The following is a 25,588-nucleotide window of genomic DNA, read 5'->3' as shown; positions in this document are numbered from 1 at the left end:
TCGATCAGACACACATTACGGATCGCAGAATGAAGGGGATTGTCTTTACCGAATTGATTGAGATGGTCGAGGCGGAGTTCGGGCTGGAAGCCGCCGACCACATCATTTGCAGCGTGCAATCTCGCAGCAATGGTGCATACACCGCGGTCGGAACGTACGACCACATGGAATTGATTGGCCTGATCGTCGCATTGTCAAAACACACAGAAACCCCGGTTCCTGTACTCGTGCGTCACTTCGGACGATACCTCTTTAGCCGGTTTGTCGAACTCTATCCACAGTTTTTCGCCGGCATCGATTCGGCGTTAACTTTCCTACCTTCGATCGAGAGCTTCATCCATGTTGAAGTCAGAAAGCTGTATCCGGATGCCGAACTGCCAAGGTTTCGCTTTAACCAAACCGGCGATTCTTTGGAGGTAACGTATCAATCGAATCGCCCTTTTGCTGATCTGGCGGAAGGCTTGATCGCCGCATCACTCGATCACTTCGGAGATCGGGCGAGCCTCAGTCGGACAGACATTGGAGAAAGTAACGGTACGGAAGCACAATTTGTTGTGACACCATTCACTGTAACCGACCCAAGAGCATCTCAGACGTGTCCGAACTAGATTTGCTTCAACGGAAACTGGTTCGCGAAACGAATGCTCGAAAAGAGGCTGAGTCTCTTTTGGAGCAAAAATCGCGAAACCTTTACGAAGCCAACCAACAATTGCGGGCGTTAGCCGACCATACCCGCGCGATCGTCGAAACGGCTGCGGAAGGAATCATCACCTATAGCGATGGAGGAATTATTCGGTCGTTCAACCGATCCGCACGTCGAATCTTTGGAATCGACAATGCGATCGGCAAAGACATTCGAACGCTATTTCAACTCAACGAAGATCAGACGCGTCGAATGTTCGGAGAGGACGTCGACGGGGCATTGATGGACCCCGATTCGGAAATCATCTATCAGCTCGAATCACTGGAATTGTACGGGGTGCGGCGTGACATCGTGTTCTTATGCGAAGTCGCGCTCAGCCGGGCGATGGTAGTCGAATCCCCGATGTTTATTGCTGTCGTCCGTGACCTGACCAAGAAAAAGCAAATGGAGGCAAGGCTGAGCCAAGTGCGCAACATGGAAGCCGTCGGCCAGCTTTCCGCGGGAGTCGCACACGAAATCAATACGCCGATACAGTTCATCGGAAACAACATTGAGTTTTTGCAAGGGGCGTTCCAAGACATCGAAACCCTCCTCAACCTGTACAGCAACCTTCAGAACGCCGCCGAATCACAGCAGGCCCTCGATCCGATCATCGCAGAGATCAAACAAAAGATTGAGCTGTTTGATCTCGATTTTTTGCGACAGGAGTTCCCCATGGCGATTTCGCAATCATTGGAAGGGATCGATCGTGTCGCGACGATTGTTCGCGCGATGAAAGAGTTTTCGGCCCCCTCAACAACGACGCGAGCGTCGATCGACGTCAATCGATCAATCCGAACGGCGTTGGCCATTTGCGCCAACCAGTTTCGCGATATCGCGACTGTAAAAATGAACCTGGACGACTCGATGTCATGCGTCATTGGCATCGGCGGACAGTTCAATCAAGCCATCCTTAACATCCTTACCAATGCGGCCGATGCGATGGAGATCCACCGGAGCACTGGACAGGGTTTACTGGAAGTCGAAACCAATTTAACTGAGGACGACATCGAGATTCGGTTCCACGACAACGGTTGTGGCATCCCGGCAAATATTCGCGATCGAATCTTTGACCCGTTTTTCACAACGAAGGAAGTGGGAAAAGGGATCGGCCAAGGATTGGCCTTCGTTTATGACGTGATCGTCAATAAGCACGCGGGAACCGTTTCCGCGCAGTCACGCAGTGGCGGCGGCACAACATTCCTCGTCACCCTCCCCACATCGATTTGCGAAGCACAACTAAGGCGGCAGCATGAAAGTACTATTAGTTGATCCAAATGATTTCAGACGCCGCAAGTGGAGAGAACGTTTAGAAGCAGCAAACGCGAAGGTGATCGCGATGGCGAACCTGCCATCGCTTTCGATCACAGCACGCTTCACGATGGGCTTTCTCGCATGGCCGCTGAATACCCGAAATCCGGAAGACTGGATCAAGCAATCGAAATCCAAATGCGGAACCCTGGTTGGCATTTTCGGCAGCGACGTTGATTCTGCGGGCACCGCTTATGCTGCCGGACTTGATGACTACCTTTCGATCAACTGCACCGACAGTGAACTAGTCGCCAAGATGGCTCGTGCCGAGCAGTTGGAGCTAACCCAACAACGATTGTCACAAGCCCAAAAGCTTGAAGCGATTGGGGAACTCGCTTCGGGAATCGCTCACGAAATCAACACACCGATTCAATATGTGGGCGACAACACCCGCTTCGTCGAATCAGCTTTCGAAGACTTGGTGGAAGTCCTGAAGGCATGTCAGTCGTTGATCGGAATCGATGACACAACTGAAATCCAATCGACGATCGATCAACTCCGTGACGCGATGGAAGAAGCCGACGTCGAATACTTGTTGGAGGAAATCCCTTCCGCGATCGGACAGACACTCGAAGGCGTCGACCGGGTCGCAAGCATCGTTCGAGCAATGAAGGAATTTGCTCACCCCGGTGTCAGCGAAATGACTCAGGTCGACCTGACACAGTCGATCGAGAACACGATCATGGTTGCCAGAAACGAATGGAAATACGTCGCGGATATCGAAACGATCTTTGACCCCAAACTGCCCGCCGTCCCCTGTCTGCCAGGCGAACTGAATCAGGTCTTGCTCAACTTGATCATCAATGCGGCACATGCGGTAAGTGACAAAGTGGGAGAATCGTCCGATCAAAAAGGCAAAATCACAATCTCCACTCGGCACAGTCCTCCGTGCGCGGAAATCACGATCAAAGACAGCGGGATCGGGATCGCTCGCGAGAACTTAGAAAGGATCTTCGCACCGTTTTTCACCACCAAACCCGTTGGTAAAGGAACCGGACAAGGGCTCGCGATCGCGCATTCGGTGATCGTTGACCGACATGGCGGCACGATCGATGTTGATAGCCAAATTGGAAAAGGGACGACCTTCACGATCCGTATTCCGTTGGACCAGACCTCGTCGGATTCCGCAGACCGTTCCCGGCAACTGGTTTCGTCGGAATAGGGCACGCCCATCACGAAAAATCTCGTAGCGTTCTCTACAGAGTTAGCGTATCGATCCATGAAACGGCAAGCGGCATCACAAACGACTGAACCAAACAAATCACATCATGGCCGATCAAATGATTGCCAGACGTATTATGAATGAGGAAATGACATCGTGAGCAAAATGCAAGTCTTGTTCGTCGATGACGAACCGAATGTACTTTCCGGCCTCCGACGGATGCTGCGTCATCAGCGATCCGTATGGGACATGCACTTTGTCAGTGGCGGAGAAGCGGCGTTGCAGTGGCTGGTCGACAATCCCTGCAATGTGATCGTTACCGACATGCGAATGCCCGGGATCGACGGAGCAGAATTACTACGTCGGGTTTCCGAGTTGTACCCCAATACCGTTCGGCTTGTGTTGAGCGGACAGAGCGAGCACGAAAAGATCCTGCGTGCTGTCGGCCCCGCACATCAATTCATGTCCAAACCTTGTGATCCTCAAGTATTGGTCAATACGATCGAACGGGCATGTGGACTGCACAGTCAATTGCGTGACGAAAAGCTCAAGGGATTGATCTCTCAACTCACCACGCTGCCCAGCCTTCCAAAGATCTACCTGGAATTGGTCAAGGACCTTGAATCGGACGAAACATCGATCGAACGCATTGGAAAGAAGATCGGTAGCGATGTCGCGATGACTGCCAAAGTCCTACAACTGGTGAACTCGTCGTTCTTTGGTTTGCCACAACGAGTCTCTTGTCCCGAACACGCCGTCTCGCTGCTTGGACTTAATGTGATCCGCCCCTTGGTGCTGACGGCAAAGGCATTCTCGCAGTTTGAAAACCTTGATATGCGAGGCTTCAAGCTTCAACACTTGATCGATCACTCGTTGACAGTCGCAATGCTCGCCAAGCGGATCGCAGAGACAGAATCCTCCGACGCTCACTTGGTGGACGACGCGTTTATCGCGGGCATGGTTCACGACGTAGGCAAACTGGTGCTCGCACACAACTTGCCGAGCGAATACATGGAAGTCGTCGCGACGGCGGATCGCGCTGGACTTCCGCTACACGTTGTCGAACAGCAAACGTTCAATGCGTCTCATGCCGAAGTCGGCGCGCACCTGCTCGGCTTGTGGGGATTACCCAACCCAATCGTCGAAGCGGTCGCGTTCCATCACCGCCCATCGAAGTCAATGAACCCGGCGTTTTCGCCTCTGACGGCCGTCTATATCGCTGACCACTTGAGCTACCCACGCGACATTAGCGATCCCGATTTTGATCACGAATATATCGAGTCACTCGGGTTGACCGGGAAGCTTGACAACTTCGCGACTCTATCCACGGGAGAAGTAGTTCAGTGAGTGAAAGAGTGTTACTTGTCGACGACGAACCCAATGTCTTGCAAGGGTTCAAACGACAACTTCGCAAAGACTACCAAGTGGAATTGGCGGTCGGAGGGCAAGCCGCGCTCTTGCGATTAAAAGAGGACGGCCCGTTTGCGGTTATCGTTTCTGACATGCAAATGCCAGAGATGACAGGCGCAGAACTGCTTTCCAAAACGAAAGACCTGTATCCGAATACTGTTCGAGTGATGTTGACCGGCAACGCGGACCAAAACACCGCAGCAATCGCCGTCAACGAAGGACGCATCTTTCGATTTCTGAACAAGCCGTGTCCACCTGAACGTCTGGCGAACACACTTGACGCGGGCTTGGAACACTACCGATTGATCACCGCCGAAGCGGAACTCCTCAACAAAACGTTGGCCGGCAGCGTTCGAATGCTGACACAGGTGTTATCGATGTCAATGCCGGAACTGTTCGGCTTGACACACCAAGCGCGCGACTGGGCAAAAGCGATTGCCCCACGTCTTGGTGTCGGACCGGTTTGGCAAGTGGAGATCGCGGCAATGCTGATGCATGTCGGATTCGTCGCACTCCCGCACGAGGCGATCAAGTTTTATCTGGAAGGCGAATCGATCCCGGAAAAGTACCAATCGTTGATCGCTGGGACACCAAAACTGGGAAGCGATTTAGTCACCGTCGTCCCGCGGCTCGAGCAGGTTGCCGAAATCATTCGCCAGCAGAACGAACCGCCGACCGATCCAACGCCGATGGCGTCACGAATCCTGCACGCGATCGGAGCCTACCAACGATTGATTCGTTTTCGGTCATCGCGTGACGTTCTTGAGATAATGAAGGATAAATCGAAGTACGATCCCTATGTTGTGCAGCATCTCGGGACCGTGATCACGGAAACACGAGGAAGAAAGCCGGTTCGTATCTCTCAACTCAAGGACGGCATGGTGCTCCATTCCGGCATTCAAGACAACGCGGGACGATTACTCTTGGCCGCCGGCATGGAAGTTCACCAAGCGATGATTCAAAAACTGACCATTCTCGCTGATTCACCCAACGGGGTGCGTGAGCCGATCGAAGTGCAAACAAATGATGCGACCGATTCCGACACGGAACAATCTTCGGTCGAAGTCTCTCACTTGATGTTTGAAGGGGTATAGTGCGATGGCATCTGTCTTACTTGTGGACGACGACAGCTATTTGTTGAGCGGCTTACGACGCAATTTGCGGGATCAGCCCTATGAACTTTTCACCGCAAACTCGACTGAAACTGCGATCCAGATGTTCCAACGCCAACCGTTCGATTTGGTCGTCGTTGACCAAAACATGGGTGGACGACTTGGGACCGAATTGATCGCTTGGATTTCGACGCACTTCCCCGACACGGTTCGAATCATGCTGACCGGGGCGACAGACATGTGGGTCGCACAAGAGGCAGTCAACAATGGCGGTGTCTTTCGATTTTTGACCAAGCCATGCTTGCCACTTGAACTTGCGTTGGCAATCCATGAAGGCCTCGAATCACGGGCGAGAGTCTAACCGGCGCGTGCCATATCGTCGCGCGGACTGATTCGTCATGTCGCGCCTTTTACAGAGCACTTTCGATCGCTGGCAAACGATTGAATCAAGCGAAAAATTTCAAGTGACAACCGGTCGCAGTGAATCGCGATCCTTTTCGGTAGGTGTAGACTGCGTTTCATGGAACGAAGCGATCAACTCGTCTAGCGTTCAGCTCTTTTGGAACGCTACTTTCAATGACGAATTGATTGGCATCTTACCGAGCGTGTTTTCACTTCAAAGGAGCTTGAAAATGAATGCCGAGTTGAAAGTCAAAGACTTGATGGCACGCAGCGTTGTCGCCATCGACTATGACGCCACCGTCCATTCGGCCCTCGACATCATGATGGCCGACAAGCTGTCATGTCTTCCTGTACTCGCAGACAATGGCGTTTGTATCGGGATGCTGGCCCTTCCAGACTTAATGCCCATTGCCAGTGAATCGGATCACCTTCTCGATGAAGCCAGTGATGGCGTCATGGACCGCTTGTGGGTGATCGATGTCATGCGTGAGCGGTTTGGTAGCGATCAAGTCAATGAATTTATGACTGATGATCCGGTTCTAATCGACGAAGAGTCGACGGTTTCCCATGCGGCAGAGCTGATGCTCAGCAATGGCATTCACCACCTGCCCGTCGTTGATTCCGACCGACAGTTACTGGGAATCATTTCGTCGATGGATCTATTACGAGCGATTGTCTCGTCAAACGTGCAACCGACCTAGCAGTCAAAACCTGTTAAACTTTCGTCCGCTCTCGTGAGCCCCGGGTCGGCCGGGATGTTTCGAAACAATCGGTTTCGATTTTCACCTCACGCCAAAATGCTACCGCCGCGAAAGGACAGGCTACTGTGCTAAAGATTGCCGGAATCAATTTCGATCACTTTCACATGGGTGATCTTTTGCGAATGGTCGACGACTATCCCGGCGCAGAAATCGTCGGGATTTGTGATGAACAACCTTCGCGGATGACGGATGCAAAAGTTGCATTCCGGATCCCCGAAAGTGGTGTGTTTTCCAAACCAGAAGACCTCTTCGCGACTACCGAAGTTGACTTGGTTATCCTTTGCCCGGCCGCGTCAAAACACGGCGAATGGGTCGAGCGTGTGGCACCACTGGGCGCTGATATCCTGGTGGAAAAACCCTTCGCAGGTTCGCTTGCCGAAGCAGATCGAATGATCGCCGCTTGTAACGCAAGTGGCGTGAGACTAGCAATCAACTGGCCGCTAAACTGGGTGCCATCGCACCGGATGGCCAAGCGACTGATCGATGATCAGGTGATCGGCACCTGCATCGAAGTTCATCACTACGGCGGAAACCGCGGTCCGCTTTGGCATGTGGCTGATAAAGTCGAACGTACCGCCGAAGAGGTGCAGCATGAAAAACCCAATAGCTGGTTCTACAAGAAAAGTCACGGGGGCGGATCGTTGCTCGATTACCTGGGCTACGGGACCACTCTTGGAACCTGGTACATGGATGGGAAAAGCCCAATCGAAGTGACCGCGATGGTCGACGAACCCACGGGCTTGGAAGTTGACGAACACAGTGTGGTGGTTGCCCGCTACGAATCTGGACTGTCGAAATTCGAAACCCGTTGGGGCACATTCACGGACCCCTGGACACACCAACCACAACCCAAGTGTGGCTTTGTCCTAGTCGGGACCCGTGGAACGATTTCCAGCTACGACTACGAAGATCGACTTTGGATACAGACTTCTGATTGCCCCGCCGGAAAATGGGTCTCGGCAGAACCACTGCCAGAGACACAACAAGATCCGATTCGATACATGGCCGACGTCATTGAAAATGACCGCAAGATCGAAGGACCATTGTCGGTCAAGATCAGCCGAATCGGACAGCAAATTGTCGACACGGCGTTGCTCGCTGCCCAGCAAAAACGAACGATTCCGCTACTGCAGTAGAGTCATCGCCTACACGCGACCTGGTGAGATCTAGTTTGTTTCCACCAGGTCCGCCAACTCATGCAGCATCGGATCGATTGCGGAACCAAGGTGACCCGCTTGGGGACTTGATCGTGTGTTGAATAACGCCACCATCGATTTCCCATCGTGACGCCGGATGAGGATGGTCGCCGTACCGCTTAGCGACCCGGTGTGCCAGTGGTTGATCAATGCCGGATCTGTGTCAGCAGACACAACAACATTGGACCAACCCAACGAATAATACCGTGCTTTGGGATTGCCCTCTGCATCGAATCCGGCGAGCCCCGGCGGTCGCGCATCCATCAATGCACAACTTTCCGGACTTAAGAGCGGGCTCTGATTCGGATCGCTCATTGCCGCAGCGAACTTCGCTAAGTCAGTCGCGGATGCGATCCAGGCCCCGTGTGCATCCATCGCTTCCAGATACCATCCGCCATACGGCCACGGGACAGTTTCATTGAGGTCCTCCGCAAAAACCGACCGTGCTTCACCCACGTCATAGTACCGCACTTCGTTTTCAGAACGGTCTCGCAATCGTGATTTGCCGAGACGCATCGACGTAATCCCGATGGGTGCGAGCACCGACTGGCGAACGAAATCCTCATAGCCATGACCGCTGACCGTTTCGATCACTCTGCCGAGCAAGCAATAGCCAAAATTGGAGTATGCGTAGCGAAGCCCCGGATCAAAGTCGAGCGGTTGGCGAAGCATGGCACGGATGACCGTTTGTGGGCCAGCGGGTGGAGGCAGGTCAAACTTTTGGGCGAACTCAACCGAACGGAACATTGCATCGAAGGATTCGTCGCGATCCCAGCCACCTCGGTGCTCCAGCAGATGACGAACGGTGACTTCACGAAATCGAGGGTCGAACTGGTCACCGGCAGCCTGAATTTCTTCTTCCAGGTCAAGAATTTCCAAAACGGGAGTTTCCAGATCGAGTTTACCTTGCTCGATCAATTGCAGGACCGCGACCGCAGTAATCGGTTTTGACAGGCTGGCAATGCGAAACAAACTTTCGTCGGTAATGAGTGACTTCTTTGCGATGTCAGCGTATCCGTACGAACCGGTGAACACGACCTTGCCATGATCTGCAATGGCGATCGCCGCGCCTGGCACACTGTGATCGCGCATGAACTGGGTAACTTTCTTGTCGATCACTGCCGTCTGGGCTGTAGCCGGTGACGATTGTGTTCGGGATGGGGCAGAATCCGATTGGTATCCCGGCCCTCGCAAGACACGCCCCGGACGGGCATCGGTTTGCTTTCCGTTATCAAGCACCAATTCGCCGTTGACGACAACGTATCGCATTCCTTCACTTAGCGCGTCCGGTGATTCAAAGGTCGCATGATCCGCAATCTTGTTTTCATCAAAAATGATGATGTCGGCCGCCAATCCGATCGCGATACGACCTCGGTCATACGCCATCACGTCGTTTGCCGCGACGGCGCTCGCCTGTGCCACCGCACGTTCAAGGCTGATCACGCCGAGATCTCGGACGTAGCGTGAAAGCAAACGTGGAAAGGAGCCGAACGCCCGTGGGTGTGACGTCGACCGACTGCCCCCCGCAGGCCCAACGTCGGTACAAAAAGAAACAAACTCTTCGCGTATGGCTTTGATCTTGTTGGCATCTGACATTGTTTGTGGCAATGCGAACGCGCCGGTCTTTACCAATTCGAAAAACGTGTCCCAGGGGTCTTCTCCTGCGGCGCGCGCCATCACTGAAAGAGACTTTCCGTCGGACGCTTGATAGCGAGGGTGATTGCTTCGCCCGACGACAATCCGCTCCCAATCCTGTCCGGCATGTCGAAACCAGTTCTCCCAACCGGCTTCAGATTCCATTTCTTCGCGGATCTTCCTACGTAATTCGGGGTCGTCCAATTGCGCAATCAATCGGGCATGTCCATCTTCGAAATGCTTGGGGTGAATGAGCGCTGCAATCCCCAAACCGTTGTTGATATAAGGATAGATATCTGCGGTGACTTGTTGGCCGTCTCGCCGTGCCGACTTGATTTTGGCGAGCGCCAATTCCATTTTGCCCCAGTTGTGCTCACCGGCTGCTTTGAGGTGAAAAATATGCACCGGCACCTCCGCGGTACGTCCTACGTCAAGTGCTTCGTCAATCGCTTCGAGTAGTCGATCGCCCTCATTTCGCATGTGAGTGTAGTACCGACCGCCGTATTTCCCGGCTTCGGCAGACAGTTCGGCGATCTCTTTCGTCGGCGCGTAAACCGCTGGCGGATAGATCAACGCCGTTGACACGCCAATCGCCCCAGCTTGCATGGCTTCGGCAACCAGCGATTTCATTTCTTGAAGTTCGTCGTCACTGGGACGTCGATCAGTATCGCCGATGACGATTTGACGGATTTGCGTGTGCCCCACCGTCTGGACCAAATTGACCGGCAAACCATGACTGTCGACCATCGCGAAGTACTCGGCCATGGTCGTGTATCCGTAATGACGCTCCTCGTCCTGACCAAGCGGTGCGGCCGAGGCCCCTTCGCCGGCATTGATCGTTGTAATCCCCTGCGTCAAAAGGTTGATTGCCGACTTGGGGTCTGCAAGCATCGGGGACGCCGTCTGGCCCATCATATCGATGAATCCTGGTGCGACGACCAGACCTTTGGCATCGATCGTCTTGGTTGCCTTTGTGTTTTGCAAGGACCCGAGCTTGACGATTTTTCCATCGGAAATGCCGATGTCGGCAACATACCAAGGGGCACCGGTCCCATCGACGATTCGTCCGTGGCGAATGACTAAATCAAGCTGCCCATGAGCAACGGAAGTCAACACCATCCAAGCTAGACATCCCAGTATCAGCGGGCGCATCATCGCAGGTTTCCTTGTCAGCGTCGCGCAATCGAACTAAAGATTAAAACGAAATTGCCACACAGATTCTGCGAAGCAACGTCACTTTACTCGCTCCGTCATCCCTTGTGTTTCAATCGAGTCCAGTTCCACGGAATCACCCCAAATCAGATTCTTCGCTAATGGGAACTGGTGGGATCGACTCTCAACAAAATGCATCAGGTAGCCAGCCGTATTTGGAAATACGACCAAATCACCACGACCAATACCTTCGGGGAAGTCAAACTTTCGCAAACTGATCAGTTCGGATTCGGTGCAATAGGCTCCGACGAAATACCCGGAGACCGGCTCACATGATTGAGACAGTGGGTGACGAATGACGATCGGATCAACCAGAAAGTCATCACTTGTTGTCCGGCACTGCGTCGAATTCATCGACAAGCCGACCAGATGTTCGTCGCGTCCGCTTGGCTTGCAGAATTCGACGCGTGCAATCGTTAGCCCGCATCCGTCCAGTAACCCGCGCCCCGGTTCGCAGCGTAGTTCGAGCTTGCGACCGCTGATCGCGTCTGCCAAGACTTCGCCCTCCAACCTTGTTGCTAGTAGACGGCGAAACCAATCAACTCGCTGTGTCGGTTGAAAGTAGGGATAGGTGTTTCGAGTTCCGTAGACTTGACCATTCACACCAAGTAATCCAAGTCCATGATTTCGGTAAGTGATCGGTTCACGCTGGTGCAGAAGTGCCCGTCCCAGTTCGTCCCAAAAACAATTCCATTGCGATTCATTTTGAAGGTACGAAACTGGAAACCCGCCACCGATATCGATCATCTGCGGGCGAAATCCCAATCGGCAGGCCTCATCAACCCAAACCAACGTTTGCTCAATTGCGCTGACCCGCTCATGAAGATCGCTGCCGTCGAGGTGAAAATGAAATCCGACCAAGTCAACCATACGACGGTCGATGCGATCCAGCAAAGTAAAATCACTGGCATCGAATCCGAACCGAGTGGGCAACGGTTTTGATTGATGTTGAAATCGTCCGAGACGGATTGCAACCTTCGCAGCGATCCCCAGAGAGATTGCCTGTGAAGTGATCGCAGTCAATTCGTCATCGTTGTCGACTGCGATCGTAACGCCACTGCGAAGGCAAAGGGTAAACAGCGAGTCAGACTTCACCGCGGCAGTACAAATCAGCTTTTCCGCAGAGACGCCATAGTCGAGTGCCTGTCGCAGTTCCATCTCGCCTGCGGTATCGATACCGATTTTGTGTTCGATCGCTCTTTCGACAAAGGCCAAACATTTATTTGCCTTGCGAGCGAAGAAGACCCCAAGATCAAGGTTGAAGGATGCAGCGACACCTTGGAGCTCATCGAGATTAGTCGACATCGGATCGACGCAAATCAGATTCAATGGAGACCCGTACTGGTCGATCCAATCAAACAATCTGGGATCGTTTATTGCGTCAAGCATCCACGACCTTGCTAAAGCCGTGAGCGGGACGATTCCCCGGCAAGTCTGTGCCTGTAAAGCGAAACTGAGATCGATTGAGTCGTTTATTGATTGACGGTCAGACATCGCCAGCGTTGGATCGATACGCATGCCGGTTAGCGTTCTACGAACCGACGTGAGTAGGCTAAAAGGTCAATGCCGATTTCTGTCACGATCATGTGGCTCTTGGCAAGCCATGCTGCGGCGAAGGCCCAGAGCGCGATCCATTCCATCCAGAACAGATAGTTGAACTCATTTAACGATCGTTTCCAGTCCGCTGGAATTAGTAACAGATAGGTTCCCATCGCGACCATGCTCAACAGGATCACCACACCGCTGGTGTAGTAAATAAAGTTTCGTTCGGCGATATGGCTTGCCATTTCCGGACGCGAATGATCTCGGCTCGGAAAGTGATAAAGCGAGTACACGGCCAGCGTCAGAAAGAATGTTCCGCCGCTGAACGAATGAATGTAGCCGACGATGGACCGTTGGTAGAGTGGATCGCTGCCATAGTCGAGCGGGCACAACGCCACCCCCAGTGCCGCCGCACAACCGACGTTCGCTGTCCAATTCTCGATCCAGCCATAGCCACGGTAGCAAAACAAAAACACCGCCATCGCACAGAGCGTCCCAACAAAAACGTTTCGAAGTGGCGTGTGGTAGTAACTGCTGATGTTGTCTTGTATTTCGATCCCCAAAACCAGCCAACCCAGGGGACCAAGAACCACCGGCAGCAACAGGCCGCTCATTCCGATCGCCCGGCGAATCCCCAGGTACGACAAAACTAAGCGATTTCCGTCGTTCTCAGATGCAAAAGTCATTCGATGTCTCGAAGTCGTATCTCTGGTCAAGTCAAGCGGTTGGTGCTGCACACGGCGGATTGTGGCTGCCTTCCAAGGTCGCACAGACGTCCACAATCGAGGGGCAGCGGATGCAAATGGGATGCCCAATTGAAGGCCATTTGACCCGAGCTAGCCTGTTTGGCAATCGTGAATCAGAATCATGCCGTTTCCCCTTCCGCCAAACGGCATCTTTATCGATGAACTTCCTGTCCGATCAAATCGCCAAACGCAGTCCTGTCTTCTATGGCTATTGGATGCTGCCGCTCGCGATGCTGTTGCAGGTCGGCTCCAGCCCAGGGCAGACATTTGCCGTCAGCGCGTTCACGCCGGCTCTGCTGGCTTCGCTGAATCTGACGCAAAGTCGGCTCGGTTTGGCATACATGCTAGGGACACTCTTCGCGGCAATCCCCTTGGCATCCGTAGGTCCCGCGTCCGATCGAATCGGACTGAAAAGGATCGCCTGCCTCGTGATCCTCGGATTGGCCGGCGCGTGCCTGTTTGCGTCGAGCGTAACCAGTTTTTTGGGCGTATTTGCTGCTTTCTTTTTGCTTCGATTCTTAGGCCAGGGATCGATGTCGCTGCTCTCGAACAACACGACCGCGATGTGGTTTCGACATCGGATCGGCCGAGTGTCCGCGTTGCTTTCCATCGGATCAGCCATCGTATTTGCCTGGGCCCCTGATTGGCTATCAACGGCGATTGAAACGATTGGGTGGCGATCGACCTACCGTTGGATCGCGTTCCTGCTGGTGAGCTGCCTGTTTCCGCTGGTCTTGTTGCTCTATCGAAACCGACCAGAAGACCTGGGCCAATCAGTTGACGGCGTTGTGCCATCGGACGACCCAACCAAGGCTGCATTGGCTGACGTAGAACTTCCGGGCCTAGCACTTTCTGAAGCGATGCGATCGCCGTCTTATTATGTGATCGGGTTTTCCAATATCGTCTGGGCGATGGCAGGCACTGGGGTGTTGTTCTACCTATTCCCGCTTTGCACCGAGCGTGGAATGGAAGCCCAAGACGCGAAAGCTCTCTTCAAGGTTTTGGGAATGTCGATGCTCGCGGCACAATTGTTTGGCGGCGTCTTGTCGGATTTTTTAAAGCTGAACCGCCTATTCGGAATCGGAACAAGCTTGGTCGCGGCAGGGCTGATTTGGTTAGCGTGCGACCCAACACTGTTAGGGGCACGCGGCTTTGCAGTACTCTTCGGGGCCGGCCAAGGAATGCTCGTTTCCGTGACGGGTGTCATCATGGTTCGCTTTTACGGCCGACGGCACCTGGGAAGTATTCGAGGTGCGATTTGGTGTGGCACGGTTGCCGGCAGCGGTTGCGGTCCATTGGTGATGGGAACGTTCATGGACCAAGTCGGTGCCTACGACCCGGCGATCTATTGCTTTGCGATCGCGATGTTGCCATTGGCGATTGCCGCTTGGTTTATCGGGCCACCACTGCAAAGCGAAACAACATCTGGACAGCCAGCAACTGCGAACTGAGAGGGCCGATTAAATCTGAAATGACAACAAGCTTGCGCCGGATTTAAACATTGGAAACTGAAACTGAAACGTCGTTCCCATTCCGGACTTCGATTCGATTTCGATGGTACCGCCAAGGATTTCACAGGCTTCACGCACCGCTGCCATCCCCACGCCTCGTCCAGACGTTTCGCTGACTTCATCTTTGGTCGACATCCCATCGGCAAAAATTGCAAGGTGTAGCGCCCCGGGTGAGTCGCAGGTCAGTCCCAAGGCACGACACTTCTGACTCACTTTATCCCAATCGATTCCGGCACCGTCATCGCTGATCTCGAAGTGAAACGTGTCTTCGCTTTCCCACGCTCTTAGCGAAAGCCGGCCTGAAGCCTCTTTGCCGCGTTCGACACGATGATGCGGAGCCTCGATTCCATGGTCGATCGCATTTCGCACGACATGGATGACGGCGCCCCAAAAGGCATTCCAATCTGGGCAAGGCGGTCGACGTACGTCCTGAACATCAACGTCCACGCGGAGCCCGGATTTCCCCAAACGCTGTGCAAAATTGGTTGCCCGTTCGGCAAGCAACTCGACACGTCGGTCGACACGATCCCAGCCCCAACGCTTCATCGACGTCGCCAAGACCGGACCGCCATAGCCAGATTCGACGGCCATTACGGTAGCTTCGAAAACGTCTTTCTCGATCGTCATCTGGTCGCTGTCCTCGATATCAACGATCGATGCCAGTCGTGCCCGGATCGCTGTCCACTGTGTGGAGATGGCGTCACGCTGTATCGCCGTCAATCCCTGCAACTCGTCGATCAGTTCGTCCTCAAGACGATGCAGCCAGTGGGCAAATGTATTGAGCCCAAAAATCGCACAGTTTCCTTTCAGCGTGTGAACCCAACGACGCTGCTCGGCAAGTTGCGCAGGCCGTTTCTGATCCTCGTGGGAATCCGTCAGCTTGGCGACCAGTCGGTCTGCTTCGGATAAGAAATCACGCAAGCTTTTGGGATCACGAACGAAGCGGGTGAAGATCGCGAGCTGTTCCTGCTGGATCTCATTGGCGTGCTTGGCCTCACGCTCTGCCGTCGTATCGGTGCAGATCACCAACAGATGCTGCAACTGCTCGCCTTCCATCACTGGACGAAACATCAAACTGAAATGTCGCCCCTCGACATCGAACTCGTTGGGAAGCTGGTCGATTGCTAGTTCGAGAGGCATCCAATCACTGCTTAGCTGCTCCCAATTGAGCTCCAAGTCTTCGGAAAAACTCTCATGCCAACATCGAAACCACTGCCATAGGGTTGCGGCGGGCGGCGGGCATCCGAACCATTCTTGAAAACGAGCCGAAGGGTGACCAACCAGGGTTCCGTCCAAGTTCACGATCGCAAGTCCGTCGGTCACATTGTCGAGAACCAACAAGGCGTTGGCGTGTTCAGATTCAGCTTGATGGCATGCCGCTTCAATCACATCAGTTGCCATCTGCAACTTCTTCGTCGCGATCTCTTGGGTCAGCCCAAATGACCAGACCGTGGAAGTGATCACCGTGATCAGGCCAATTGCCACGACGGCACAATGGATTTCAGCAAGTGCGGTAGGAACCTGGAAGGAAGCGAGCACGATCGCATCGCCCGCAACCAGAAACGCAATGATGGTTGCCAATACAACCAAGTACCAACTCACGCCCGAAACACGTCCGGCAATCACCATTGCCAACAACGGGCCAAAGAAAAACCATGGCAATGCTGGGGACGTCACGCCGCCGGTTCCGACCACCACAATTCCCACACCGACGGTGCAGGTACAGGCCAACACGTTTCCCGCCAATACGACGGACTGTGAGCGACGAAAGATCCAGACTGCGACAGGGACAAATAAGATTGCCTGGGCCGGCCCCGTCGCGGCAAACGTCATTCCCAAACTCAGGTAGACCGCCGAATAAACCCACCCGGCCAGAAACACCAGCAGTGACAAAAACAAGGTCACTCGGCCGATGCGTACCTGTTCCGCATCTCCTTGCGCATATCGCGCAGGAAGCAGAAACGTGGTCCATTGGTCAAACGAGGACGCCATAAATCACTTGCTACGGGTCGGGGCAGACGGGCAAGAAAGACCAACAACCCTAGCTTGACGCTTGACCGACTCACCACAAGTTCCAGACCAAAAACGCGAGGGCGTTCCCTTATCCGGTTGAATTAACTATGCAAATCACCGCGTTTTAGGTGGGCAATCACTTTACCAATTGAGGGGCCTCGGCGAACGCCTGACGCTTTCCCTTGACGAACAGACCGCCGAACCTGACGGTCAATACCAACGCATCGAATAACTTTTGAATTCGCGGATGGCACTTTCGCGATCCGGCCCTACGCGCAAGTGATGCGCAAGCTTTGGTTCCAGTTCAACCAGTCTCTCGTAAAGCATGTCTGTCGACCATTGAAACATCGTCCAATGCCATTCGACGGATTCAAACTCACGTTCGATTTGCAGTTGTCGCTCGGCCAGCATCGCTCGCACGCCTTCTCGTATGATCGGATCCTCCGCATCGACCAAAGGCAAGATCGCGAGGTACCCGAGTTCGTCCATGTCCTTGACGGCAACCATGACTGCGGGATGGTTGTACCCAGCCAGAACGCGGGCAGAGTTGTAACGATGAGTGATCCAATCCGATGGAAAAATTGCCAACAGTATCAACCCCGCGACAAAGGCGGTTGACTGCGATCGAAGCAACCACCAAAAGCCACGACGACTGGCAATTTTAACCAACACCAATACAAAGCCGACAACGACGATTGTGATGCCAAAGAATCCGACGATTCGCATCCAAGTCAAACCGTTGTAGCCGACGTAGATCATCAAGCGATTGTAGACACTGATCGCCAGCAAGAAATTGAGGCCTGACCACATCCATGCGAGTTGCTTTAGGCGTGACAGGCGGTCATCCAGCAAAATTCCACCGCGAAAGACCACCGACAACGTTCCTGTCGCAAGGGCAAGTGCAACCGTCAACCAAGCCGCCCCCTCGTGTGCATAACCCGCGTAGTAAAACCCGTCTGGAAAATCGCTTCTGTATAGCGTTTGGAATTCAAACGTCAGGTAAACGATAAACAACCCGATCAGGCAAACCAACATGTTTCGAAAGGGCTGATACATCGATGAAGGCGATGACGCCTGATGGGCCGATTGCTGATCAACGCCACCGATGAGAGTGCGTCCCAGCGAGGGAAAGAACAGCCCGGTTCCCAAAATCAACGCGGCGACACAGAAGGGAATCTCCCATGCATCGAGACGTTGCGCCCAAGACCAGGTCCAATCAATTGCCCAACCCCAAAGCGTCGAGACTTGCCCAAGTAGATCTGGGTTGGCCAGTACAAACAGGCTCCCAAAGACTAAGACCGCAATCATCGGCAACAGCCACGAAAGTGTCGCTCCCATCGAAACCCGATCCGACTGAGCAGAATGCAGTCTTGGCAATCGATGTTTGGCGAACCATCCCAAGCCGTCGAATGGCAACCAGAACATCATCATCAAAGTTTCGGCTGCCCAGGGCACACTTCCCGAAGCGGCAAGGCCAAACGCCAACGTGAGCAAGATCAATGCAACGAACAGCCCGCCATGTCCGGCAATAACCAAACGCAGACACGCCATCGCGATCGTGACGAATAGGACCGAGAGCCAAATCCTGCGTGAACGCGCGGGCTCGCACTCCGCATTTTTCCAGTGTGATGCCAAAATCAGTATTGGTGCGATCACAAAGAACAACGCCGGCCCGGCATAGCCATACGTTCGATAGATCAGCCAATCGGCGACCGCTGTCCAGAAAGCGATCGCAACCAAAGCAAAAACGGTCATTCGACGCCGCGGGAGATCAGGGGCTTTCTCGACTTCAACCGACTCAACCTCGGGCTGATTCATTTGACAAGCTCCCACCACTTTGAAAAGGCAGGTCAGGATCGAAACCGGACCTGTGTGAATCAGTACGCCGGCAACAATCAGATGGGTCACAAAAAAGAATCCCGACTGAAACGCTCAGCCGGGATTCTCGTTGGTACGTCGATTGTGGTTACTTGACTAGGGCAGTTCAACCGTTCGCAAGGCAAGGGTGCCTTTGTTGTCGATAATGGCAACCGCATGGGAATCATCTAGCTTGTCAAGCTGTTTGACACCGTTGAGCGACTCCACCGTTTCGAACGGCTGGCCTGCGGTGCCGCCACCAGAAACACGCTCAGTCAAGCTTTCACGGCTGTCGATTCCGTCGGTGCTGATCTTCATCACACCACGTGCGCTGTTGCTGAGCAGAATTGATGTCTTACCATCTTTTTCATAGACGATCATGTCCAATGGCTGGTTGCGATTGCCCAACTCCGCGACAGTCGTCCCACGAACGGTATCCGATCCGCCGAGATCATCCACGGAGAAACGCACCAACGGCGTGCAGGTATAGCCGGCGAGCAAGCTGGGTTCGCCATCAACCATCATTGGCAAGAACGTCTGAATTGGCGAACCATTTTCGACGCGTCCGTGTGCGGCATGAAAGATCTCGACGCTCGTTGCGATGGTGTTGTCAGCGAAAGGAAACGGAAACTCGATCACGCGTGACGGTGCGTTTCCAGCGGAAAGCCCCGACACCAACACTTTGCCTTCGAAGTACGCGACATCCGTGATCGACGCGTTGCGATTATTGCGACTGCGGCGCCCTTGGTTAACTTCGCGATCTTCAGGTGCATTGGGAAGCGCCTTGCTCGTGTGGCTGATCTTATCCAGGTTCACCTTCGTAACCTGATCGGCACCATCGATTCGAACGACATGCACTTGGCCGCCAGCACTGATCGAAACAAAGCTGTTGCCCGTTGCCGGATTCACCGCGAGCTCGCCAATTTCAATCTCTCCCGTCAGCTTCAACGACGATCGGATAGCAGCCACCAAGTCATCGATCTTCGGAGCTCCGGATTCGCCAGTGGTGTCTTCCAAGTTGATGGCGTAGATCGTGGCGGCTTTCGGATCACCAACCAGCAAAATTCCTGAATCCGTAAACGCCATCGGACCGATCGCTTGCAGTTCGACCGGACCAAGTGTCATCCCGGTGGGTGCAGCATGACACAACGCTGATGACGAAAGTGCGAAACTCAAAGCACTGAGACTCAAAGCACACAGTGTTTTTCGAAACAGGGGCGCGACAGGCATGGTAAAATCTCCGACCGGTTTGGAGGTGACAGTCAAATCAAAGACTGCATTTCAAAATAACGGATCACAACAGGTCAAACACGGCGTGGAATCAACGGTGTCTAAGAAACCAGAAAATTACTGCCTCCCCCTTGGACAAAACCGCGGCCTATCAAGACGCGATGCAATCCTTGCCGGACTGGCCGGAACCGCATCAACAAGCCTCATCGGGTCGACGCCTGGACAGGCAGACGAGCCCCATCAAACCGTCGGATCCTCTAGCGCTGACGACCGCAAAGCGTCTCCCAAACGATACGCCGCAAAGAAGTCGATCAACCTATGGGCGTTTCCTTATCCCGATCGCATGTCACTCGAAGAATGCTTGCAACTTGCCAAAGACGCCGGCTTCGACGGGATCGAATTGAACTATGACCTGGACAACGATCTTTCCCCCAAGGCTTCGCCCAAGGATTTCCTGCGAATCCGACGTTTGGCCGATCGCATCGGCATCGAGATCAGCGGCTTGTGCTCGTTTCTGTTTTGGCCCTATCCGCTGACCAGCTTGGATGACACGAAGCGAAACCGTGGGATCGAGTTGGCCGGCATGATCGGCGATGCGGCCGCGGCGATGAATGTCGAAAACGTCTTGGTGGTTCCCGGAGCGGTTCACATCCCTTGGCGTGATGACCATGATCCGGTTCCGAATGACGTCTGCGAAAAACTCGCCCGTGAAGCGATCGGAAAACTGGTACCGAGTGCGGAAAAGAATGGTGTTTCCCTGAACATGGAAAACATCTTCTTCAACGGCTTCCTAATGACGCCGATGGAGATGAATGACTTTGTTGACGGCTTCGGTAGCGACCACGTTCAAGTGCACTTCGACACCGGAAACATTTCGATGTTTCAGCATGCCGAACATTGGGTGCCGATTTTAGGCGAGCGGACCAAGAACATTCACTTCAAAGAATTCACCAAGAAAGGCACCGACTATTCGCTCGAGACGTTTCGACCGCTATTGGACGGAACAACCAATTGGCCGGCGCTGATGCAAGAATTGGACAAACTCGACTACCAAGGCTACGTGACGTTCGAATACTTCCATCCCTACCCCCATTACCCCGAAGCGTTGGTGTACCAGACCTCCGACTCGCTAAATCGAATCTTAGGACGTGAACTGCAAGGTCCACTTGGCTGACAAGGATTCGCCTTGGTGGGGGAAGCTTCTCGCAAGCGAAGGGGTATCAATCCGATGCCACTTGAGTGACTCTATTGGCCAAGCTCGATTCACTCCACGTCGCTTGCAGCATTCGAATGGCCGCCCGCACTGTCGCATCGAAGTTCTCAACGCTTTCACGTCGTCGCCTGCTTGCCGAACGCCTCGAGCAGCGTCTGTGCTTCTCAGCCGTCCGTATCGTGTCTTGGAACACGGCTAACTCACCAAACAATTCGACCGAAGACGCCTATTACGCCACCGTCTTCGAAGCGATCGGTAGCGAACAGGTTGTCGGAAACACGCTCCCCCCGTCGATCGTTTCACTACAAGAAACCGACACCGCGATCCAGGACGGCGCGTCGATCTCGCGAATCGAAGACCTGTTGAATTCGCTGTATCCCCAATCTCGGTTTGACCATGCCGCCAGCGACTTGGACACTGGCGGCGACGCGACAGGGTTTGTCTACGACACCGCGATCTTCGAATTGGTATCGACCTCGATCGTTGCCGAAACGCCGGGCATGCGTTCATTCGCGCACCGGATCACACGAGGACAGTTTCGCCCTGTCGGTTCGAACGGGCAAAGCGATTTTTATCTGTACACAACGCACCTCAAAGCCGGTTCAGGAAGCGACGAGAAAAATCGTCGCGCCGCAGAAGCAGACGCCATTCGCGCCGACATCGATGCCCTGGGAGTTGGACAGGATGTCTTGGTGATGGGCGATTTCAACATTTCCGGCAGCAGCGAGCAGGCCTATCGCAACTTCCTGGCTTCCGGCGTTGGCCAATTGAACGACCCCATTGATTCTCCCGGTGAATGGAAAAACGATTCTCGCTACAAATCGATCCACACCCAAAACCCCGCAATCAACGGTGCGGGAGGGATGGACGATCGATTTGATTTTCAGCTCGCCACATCAGCCGTTTTTGACGACGAGGGGCTGCAGTTTATCGAGGGCTCGTATCACGCATTTGGGAACAACGGAACACACCAATTCAACTCTGACATTACGACCGGAACCGGTGCCGCGCCGAACGTCCTGGCCGCATTGGCGGCTGCCAGTGATCACCTGCCAGTGGTCGTCGACTATGAAATCAATGTGGTACTGCCAGGAATCACGATTGATCCGACAGGCACACTGTCTTTGACCGAAGGCGAATCGTCGGCCACGTACAGCGTCGTGCTCAATACCATTCCCAATGACAACGTCACCGTATCGATCACGACCGACGGGGTCACTCAAGTCAACGGTCGCGATGCAGTCACGCTGACGTTTACACCGGCCGATGCGCTGACGCCACAGATCGTCAACGTCAGCGCGATGGATGATTCGATTGCCGAAGGAACCGTACAAAGTTCGATCAATCACACGATCACAAGCGATGATCCACAGTACCAATCGGTCGCTGACGTCGTGGTCGATGTGGAAGTGCTCGACAACGACACGCCGACCGTCGTGATCAGTGAAATCATGTACGACTCCGCCAGCAACGAACCACTTGGTGAATGGGTTGAACTCGCGAATCTAGGTCCGGGCAATGTCGACCTTTCCGGATGGAAGCTGGATGACGAAGACACACTGGATTGGTCGGCGATTCCGACGATTCCGCTGATCCCCGAAGGCGGAACGGTAATCATTCACAACAATCAGATCGATTCGGAGACTTTCCGTGATCGATGGGCGATTCCGTTATCAACCGCAGTCGTCGGCGTGACCTGGGGAAGCCTATCCAACAGTCCTTCCTCAACGAACGAAATCCTTGAACTGCTAGACGCGGGGTCCATGGTCCAAGACGTTGTGAACTTCGAAGACGGACGCAACAGTTGGCCAGCCCGCAATAACGCGTCGAGCATCTATTTAACGGACCTGCGTGCTGACAATAACAATGGCAGTCAATGGTCGCGGACCGAATCCGGCGACGATGGGGCACGGCACCCGTCGGGCAGCCCGTTTCATATCGTAGACTTGGGATCGCCTGGATACGCGCCAGGTTTAGTCCTCACGCCTCCACAAGTTATTGAAACTCAACTCGCCGGCGAACAACGCTCGATCATTCGCAGCTTGACGGTGGTCTTCGACCGAATTGTTTCCGCTCAAGCGACCGCCTTTGAACTTCACCGGCTTGGCGTGACCAGCGACCTACCAACCACGGTCGAATTCTTTGCATCGGCAAAGGATGTGATCGATCATACCGAGATCAGGTTGGACTTCAGTGGCGAACTAACGGAAGATAGCGGCTCGCTGATCGATGGAGAATATCAGCTCACCATCCTGGCCACGCAAGTCACGTCCGGTGGCATCGCACTCGATGGCGATCACGATGGTAACGCCGGCGGTGACTATCTCTTCGGAGCAACTCAAGCCGATCGTTTCTATCGGTTGTTTGGCGACAGCGACGGCGACCACGATGTCGACGCGACCGACTTTCGGCAATTCGGTACCGCACTATCGCCGTCGAATTACTTGCCGGAATTCGATTTCGATCAAGACGGCGACATTGACCAATTGGACCTCGGTCAATTTCGCCGCCGCCTGAATCGACGTCTTGGCTAATCGCAATAACGCCCCATTTGCGATTGAAGACAACTAGCCGTTGAAGGCAGTGCCTTCCGCTTCGGCTTCCGGATCGCTTACCGATTCTTGGATGTGTTCTTTGCCGCGATACAGCGACGCGACGATCGAGAACATTACGGCGGCCAACAACATCAGCCCAGTGAAGAACCAGTAATACAGTGCTCCTTCGAGCTTGCTGGTGCCGTCGGGGTTGCTGATCACTGCATTCACGAAAGCGGTGATTGCGTTTCCGAAAGCAACCGACAGCAAGTAAAAGCTCATCACGATGCTCTTCATGCTGTTCGGCGACTGCGTGTAGCTAAATTCCAGACAGGTGATCGACACCATCACTTCGGCCGCGGTCAACAGCACGTACGCCAGGATCTGCCACGAGATGTTGGGAGTTCCTCCAGCCGTGATGGCCTGCTCGATCAAAGCGCTGACGGTAAACGAAGTCACGGTGATAAACATTCCAATGCTGACTTTGCGAAGCGGGGTCAGCTTGAAAACCTTGTCGATCGCTGGATAGACGACATAAGAGAACAACGGAACCATCACCAAGATCAAGAACGGGTTGGCCGCTTGAATCTGGCTACTCAGCAACTCGACACCGAAAACATTGCGGTCCATGTTTTCGGCTTGCAATACCCACGCACTGGACGACTGATCGAACAGGCTCCAAAACACCGCGACAAACAAATAAAGCGGAGTCAGACGCAACAGCGATGCGAGACCTTCGCCGGTGAATGCTTCGCGAAAAACCTCAGGGCCGCGAGCCGGAATGTGGACGAAGCGATTTCGGCCCATCCAAAACAAGAACGTCGCCAACGCCATCAAGATTCCAGGCACGCCGAAAGCGACCTGTGATCCGTACTTGTCGAGAAGCACCGGGATCAACAGAGACGACAAAAATGAACCTAAGTTGATCGCGATATAAAACCAGCCAAACACTTTGCCTAGCAGGTGCGAGTTACCCTTGCCAAATTGGTCACCCACGTGTGCAGAAACGCAGGGCTTAATCGCCCCAGTACCGAACGCAATCAGACCAAGTCCGACGGCCAAGCCCAAACGGGTTTCGTTCACGGCCAATGCAAGGTGCCCCAAACAGTAAAGCACCGATAGATAAAGAATCGTGCGATACTTGCCAAGCAACCAGTCGGCCAACAACGCTCCAAAGACCGGCGTGAAGTATGCGGCCATTACAAAGATGTGCATCCAAAACTTGGCATCCTCATCACTCATCGTCGCCAACTCGCCATTGCTGCCGAGCAGGTACTGAGTCATGAAGACCATCAGAATGGCGCGCATCCCATAAAAGCTAAATCGCTCAGCCGCTTCGTTGCCAACGATAAACGGGATCCCCGGCGGCATCGTTGTGATCGCATAAGGCGTCGTTTGCCAACCTTTGTCGGAAGACGTTTCCGTCGTGGTCGGACTCGAATCTACTGGCGGCTCGTAAGGATCGTTGGACAAGTTGTCGGGCACGATGGATTCTGCTCTCTCGTGGAACGGTGCGGAATGCCCCACATCATCGCTGACGCAGACGCCCGCGACAACGCCTTTGCGTGTCGAGGGCACCGTCATAGACATAAGCACGGTGATTGGGGCAATCTTCGATGTGCGTTCAACAGCAATGTTTCAGAGCGAGCTTCTTCGCTTGAATCGATCCACACAAAATCCGACTCCGGGCCGGTTGATGCCCCCATTGATCACCGAGACTGTGACCGATGCGCGAGCCATTCCCGCTAACGCCAGTAGCCATTGATGTCTTGAAAGAACTGATAGCGCGGCGGTGGGTTACCGATCGCACCCGGCCAGCGGTTCGGCTGCCAGTTGTCAGAACGTGACCGAGTCGTCATCTGCCGCACGCCTTTCGATGACGAGTAACTCCAGTTGGGCACGGTAACAGAACGCGTGGGGGAAGAACGGAACGTGCGACGCTTCCAAAATCCGCCTGCTTCAGACGCAGGGGCAAAAGCAACGGCAAACAGCATCAGGATTCCGAATGCCAGGCTCGCTTGGTTGGAACGTTTCATCGGGACGACCTCAAGATTGTTTT

Annotated in this window: 19 protein-coding genes; 11 read left to right on the top strand and 8 right to left on the bottom strand. The window is 53.9% G+C overall.

Annotation, left to right across the window (positions count from 1 at the left end):
- Positions 1-29 precede the first annotated feature (29 nt).
- The 8 genes from CGZ80_RS03235 to CGZ80_RS03200 all read left to right on the top strand — a co-directional run bounded on the left by CGZ80_RS03235 (position 30) and on the right by CGZ80_RS03200 (position 7,976).
- A complete protein-coding gene (locus CGZ80_RS03235) occupies positions 30-608 on the top strand; it encodes a heme NO-binding domain-containing protein (protein WP_094411313.1) in 579 nt (192 codons plus the stop codon).
- Positions 596-1,954, top strand: coding sequence for a sensor histidine kinase (locus CGZ80_RS03230; RefSeq protein WP_094411312.1), 1,359 nt, complete (start codon positions 596-598; stop codon positions 1,952-1,954). Before CGZ80_RS03235 ends, CGZ80_RS03230 begins: the two co-directional genes overlap by 13 nt.
- On the top strand, positions 1,935-3,155 hold the full coding sequence (locus tag CGZ80_RS03225; RefSeq protein ID WP_094411311.1) for a sensor histidine kinase: 1,221 nt from the start codon (positions 1,935-1,937) through the stop codon (positions 3,153-3,155). The genes CGZ80_RS03230 and CGZ80_RS03225 overlap by 20 nt, the downstream gene beginning before the upstream one ends.
- A 165-nt stretch (positions 3,156-3,320) precedes the next feature.
- Entirely contained in the window at positions 3,321-4,502 is a 1,182-nt protein-coding gene (locus CGZ80_RS03220; RefSeq protein ID WP_233148206.1) for a response regulator, read from the top strand.
- Positions 4,499-5,659 (top strand): response regulator, encoded by a 1,161-nt coding sequence (locus CGZ80_RS03215; protein ID WP_158222528.1) that lies wholly within the window; start codon positions 4,499-4,501, stop codon positions 5,657-5,659. The genes CGZ80_RS03220 and CGZ80_RS03215 overlap by 4 nt, the downstream gene beginning before the upstream one ends.
- Before the next feature lie 4 nt (positions 5,660-5,663).
- A complete protein-coding gene (locus CGZ80_RS03210) occupies positions 5,664-6,038 on the top strand; it encodes a response regulator (protein ID WP_094411308.1) in 375 nt (124 codons plus the stop codon).
- A gap of 271 nt (positions 6,039-6,309) precedes the next feature.
- A complete protein-coding gene (locus tag CGZ80_RS03205; protein ID WP_158222527.1) occupies positions 6,310-6,780 on the top strand; it encodes a CBS domain-containing protein in 471 nt (156 codons plus the stop codon).
- A gap of 125 nt (positions 6,781-6,905) precedes the next feature.
- Complete coding sequence (locus CGZ80_RS03200; RefSeq protein WP_409994531.1) at positions 6,906-7,976, top strand: Gfo/Idh/MocA family protein; 1,071 nt, start codon at positions 6,906-6,908, stop codon at positions 7,974-7,976.
- Between the two features lie 30 nt (positions 7,977-8,006).
- Here the strand turns inward: CGZ80_RS03200 and CGZ80_RS03195 are convergent, their stop codons facing one another.
- The 3 genes from CGZ80_RS03195 to CGZ80_RS03185 form a co-directional block, all read right to left on the bottom strand.
- A complete protein-coding gene (locus CGZ80_RS03195) occupies positions 8,007-10,826 on the bottom strand; it encodes a serine hydrolase (protein ID WP_094411305.1) in 2,820 nt (939 codons plus the stop codon).
- Positions 10,827-10,904: 78 nt separating this feature from the next.
- On the bottom strand, positions 10,905-12,272 hold the full coding sequence (locus CGZ80_RS03190; protein WP_094411304.1) for a Y4yA family PLP-dependent enzyme: 1,368 nt from the start codon (positions 12,270-12,272) through the stop codon (positions 10,905-10,907).
- A gap of 134 nt (positions 12,273-12,406) precedes the next feature.
- Complete coding sequence (locus CGZ80_RS03185; protein WP_094411303.1) at positions 12,407-13,111, bottom strand: hypothetical protein; 705 nt, start codon at positions 13,109-13,111, stop codon at positions 12,407-12,409.
- Here CGZ80_RS03185 and CGZ80_RS03180 point away from each other — a divergent pair.
- A complete protein-coding gene (locus CGZ80_RS03180; RefSeq protein WP_094411302.1) occupies positions 13,099-14,622 on the top strand; it encodes an MFS transporter in 1,524 nt (507 codons plus the stop codon). The two genes, CGZ80_RS03185 and CGZ80_RS03180, sit on opposite strands and share 13 nt — an antisense overlap.
- A gap of 9 nt (positions 14,623-14,631) precedes the next feature.
- Here CGZ80_RS03180 and CGZ80_RS03175 read toward each other — a convergent pair whose 3' ends face one another.
- The 3 genes from CGZ80_RS03175 to CGZ80_RS03165 all read right to left on the bottom strand — a co-directional run bounded on the left by CGZ80_RS03175 (position 14,632) and on the right by CGZ80_RS03165 (position 19,782).
- Positions 14,632-16,674: an ATP-binding protein gene (locus CGZ80_RS03175; protein ID WP_094411301.1), complete on the bottom strand. Its 2,043-nt coding sequence runs from the start codon at positions 16,672-16,674 to the stop codon at positions 14,632-14,634.
- 231 nt (positions 16,675-16,905) lie between these two features.
- The gene (locus CGZ80_RS03170) at positions 16,906-18,513 is read right to left on the bottom strand and encodes a DUF4153 domain-containing protein (RefSeq protein WP_143543716.1); all 1,608 of its coding nucleotides are present in this window, start codon (positions 18,511-18,513) and stop codon (positions 16,906-16,908) included.
- A 156-nt stretch (positions 18,514-18,669) separates the two neighbouring features.
- A complete protein-coding gene (locus tag CGZ80_RS03165; protein ID WP_094411299.1) occupies positions 18,670-19,782 on the bottom strand; it encodes a hypothetical protein in 1,113 nt (370 codons plus the stop codon).
- A gap of 97 nt (positions 19,783-19,879) precedes the next feature.
- Between CGZ80_RS03165 and CGZ80_RS03160 the strand changes: the two genes are divergently transcribed.
- A complete protein-coding gene (locus CGZ80_RS03160) occupies positions 19,880-20,956 on the top strand; it encodes a sugar phosphate isomerase/epimerase family protein (RefSeq protein WP_233148197.1) in 1,077 nt (358 codons plus the stop codon).
- A 116-nt stretch (positions 20,957-21,072) separates the two neighbouring features.
- Positions 21,073-23,529 (top strand): lamin tail domain-containing protein, encoded by a 2,457-nt coding sequence (locus CGZ80_RS03155; RefSeq protein WP_094411298.1) that lies wholly within the window; start codon positions 21,073-21,075, stop codon positions 23,527-23,529.
- Positions 23,530-23,562: 33 nt separating this feature from the next.
- On the opposite strand, the gene CGZ80_RS03150 is transcribed toward CGZ80_RS03155, so the two are convergent.
- A complete protein-coding gene (locus CGZ80_RS03150; RefSeq protein ID WP_233148205.1) occupies positions 23,563-25,119 on the bottom strand; it encodes a POT family MFS transporter in 1,557 nt (518 codons plus the stop codon).
- 155 nt (positions 25,120-25,274) lie between these two features.
- Positions 25,275-25,565: a hypothetical protein gene (locus CGZ80_RS03145; RefSeq protein WP_094411297.1), complete on the bottom strand. Its 291-nt coding sequence runs from the start codon at positions 25,563-25,565 to the stop codon at positions 25,275-25,277.
- Positions 25,566-25,588 lie beyond the last annotated feature (23 nt).

It is taken from the genome of Rhodopirellula sp. MGV (assembly GCF_002251265.1).
In the GTDB taxonomy this organism is placed as follows: domain Bacteria; phylum Planctomycetota; class Planctomycetia; order Pirellulales; family Pirellulaceae; genus Stieleria; species Stieleria baltica_A.
The sequence above is the reverse complement of the archived record's forward strand: the minus strand, read 5'-3'. Positions and strand labels throughout refer to the sequence as shown.

Bases quoted from the DNA above. Each gene is read 5' to 3' on its own strand.
- CGZ80_RS03195 (WP_094411305.1), bottom strand. From the start codon at position 10,826: ATGATGCGCCCGCTGATACTGGGATGTCTAGCTTGGATGGTGTTGACT.
- CGZ80_RS03185 (WP_094411303.1), bottom strand. From the start codon at position 13,111: ATGACTTTTGCATCTGAGAACGACGGAAATCGCTTAGTTTTGTCGTAC.
- CGZ80_RS03165 (WP_094411299.1), bottom strand. From the start codon at position 19,782: ATGCCTGTCGCGCCCCTGTTTCGAAAAACACTGTGTGCTTTGAGTCTC.
- CGZ80_RS03210 (WP_094411308.1), top strand. From the start codon at position 5,664: ATGGCATCTGTCTTACTTGTGGACGACGACAGCTATTTGTTGAGCGGC.
- CGZ80_RS03150 (WP_233148205.1), bottom strand. From the start codon at position 25,119: ATGTCTATGACGGTGCCCTCGACACGCAAAGGCGTTGTCGCGGGCGTC.
- CGZ80_RS03190 (WP_094411304.1), bottom strand. From the start codon at position 12,272: ATGCTTGACGCAATAAACGATCCCAGATTGTTTGATTGGATCGACCAG.
- CGZ80_RS03225 (WP_094411311.1), top strand. From the start codon at position 1,935: ATGAAAGTACTATTAGTTGATCCAAATGATTTCAGACGCCGCAAGTGG.
- CGZ80_RS03145 (WP_094411297.1), bottom strand. From the start codon at position 25,565: ATGAAACGTTCCAACCAAGCGAGCCTGGCATTCGGAATCCTGATGCTG.
- CGZ80_RS03205 (WP_158222527.1), top strand. From the start codon at position 6,310: ATGAATGCCGAGTTGAAAGTCAAAGACTTGATGGCACGCAGCGTTGTC.
- CGZ80_RS03175 (WP_094411301.1), bottom strand. From the start codon at position 16,674: ATGGCGTCCTCGTTTGACCAATGGACCACGTTTCTGCTTCCTGCGCGA.
- CGZ80_RS03180 (WP_094411302.1), top strand. From the start codon at position 13,099: ATGCAAAAGTCATTCGATGTCTCGAAGTCGTATCTCTGGTCAAGTCAA.
- CGZ80_RS03170 (WP_143543716.1), bottom strand. From the start codon at position 18,513: ATGAATCAGCCCGAGGTTGAGTCGGTTGAAGTCGAGAAAGCCCCTGAT.
- CGZ80_RS03220 (WP_233148206.1), top strand. From the start codon at position 3,321: ATGCAAGTCTTGTTCGTCGATGACGAACCGAATGTACTTTCCGGCCTC.
- CGZ80_RS03155 (WP_094411298.1), top strand. From the start codon at position 21,073: ATGGCCGCCCGCACTGTCGCATCGAAGTTCTCAACGCTTTCACGTCGT.
- CGZ80_RS03235 (WP_094411313.1), top strand. From the start codon at position 30: ATGAAGGGGATTGTCTTTACCGAATTGATTGAGATGGTCGAGGCGGAG.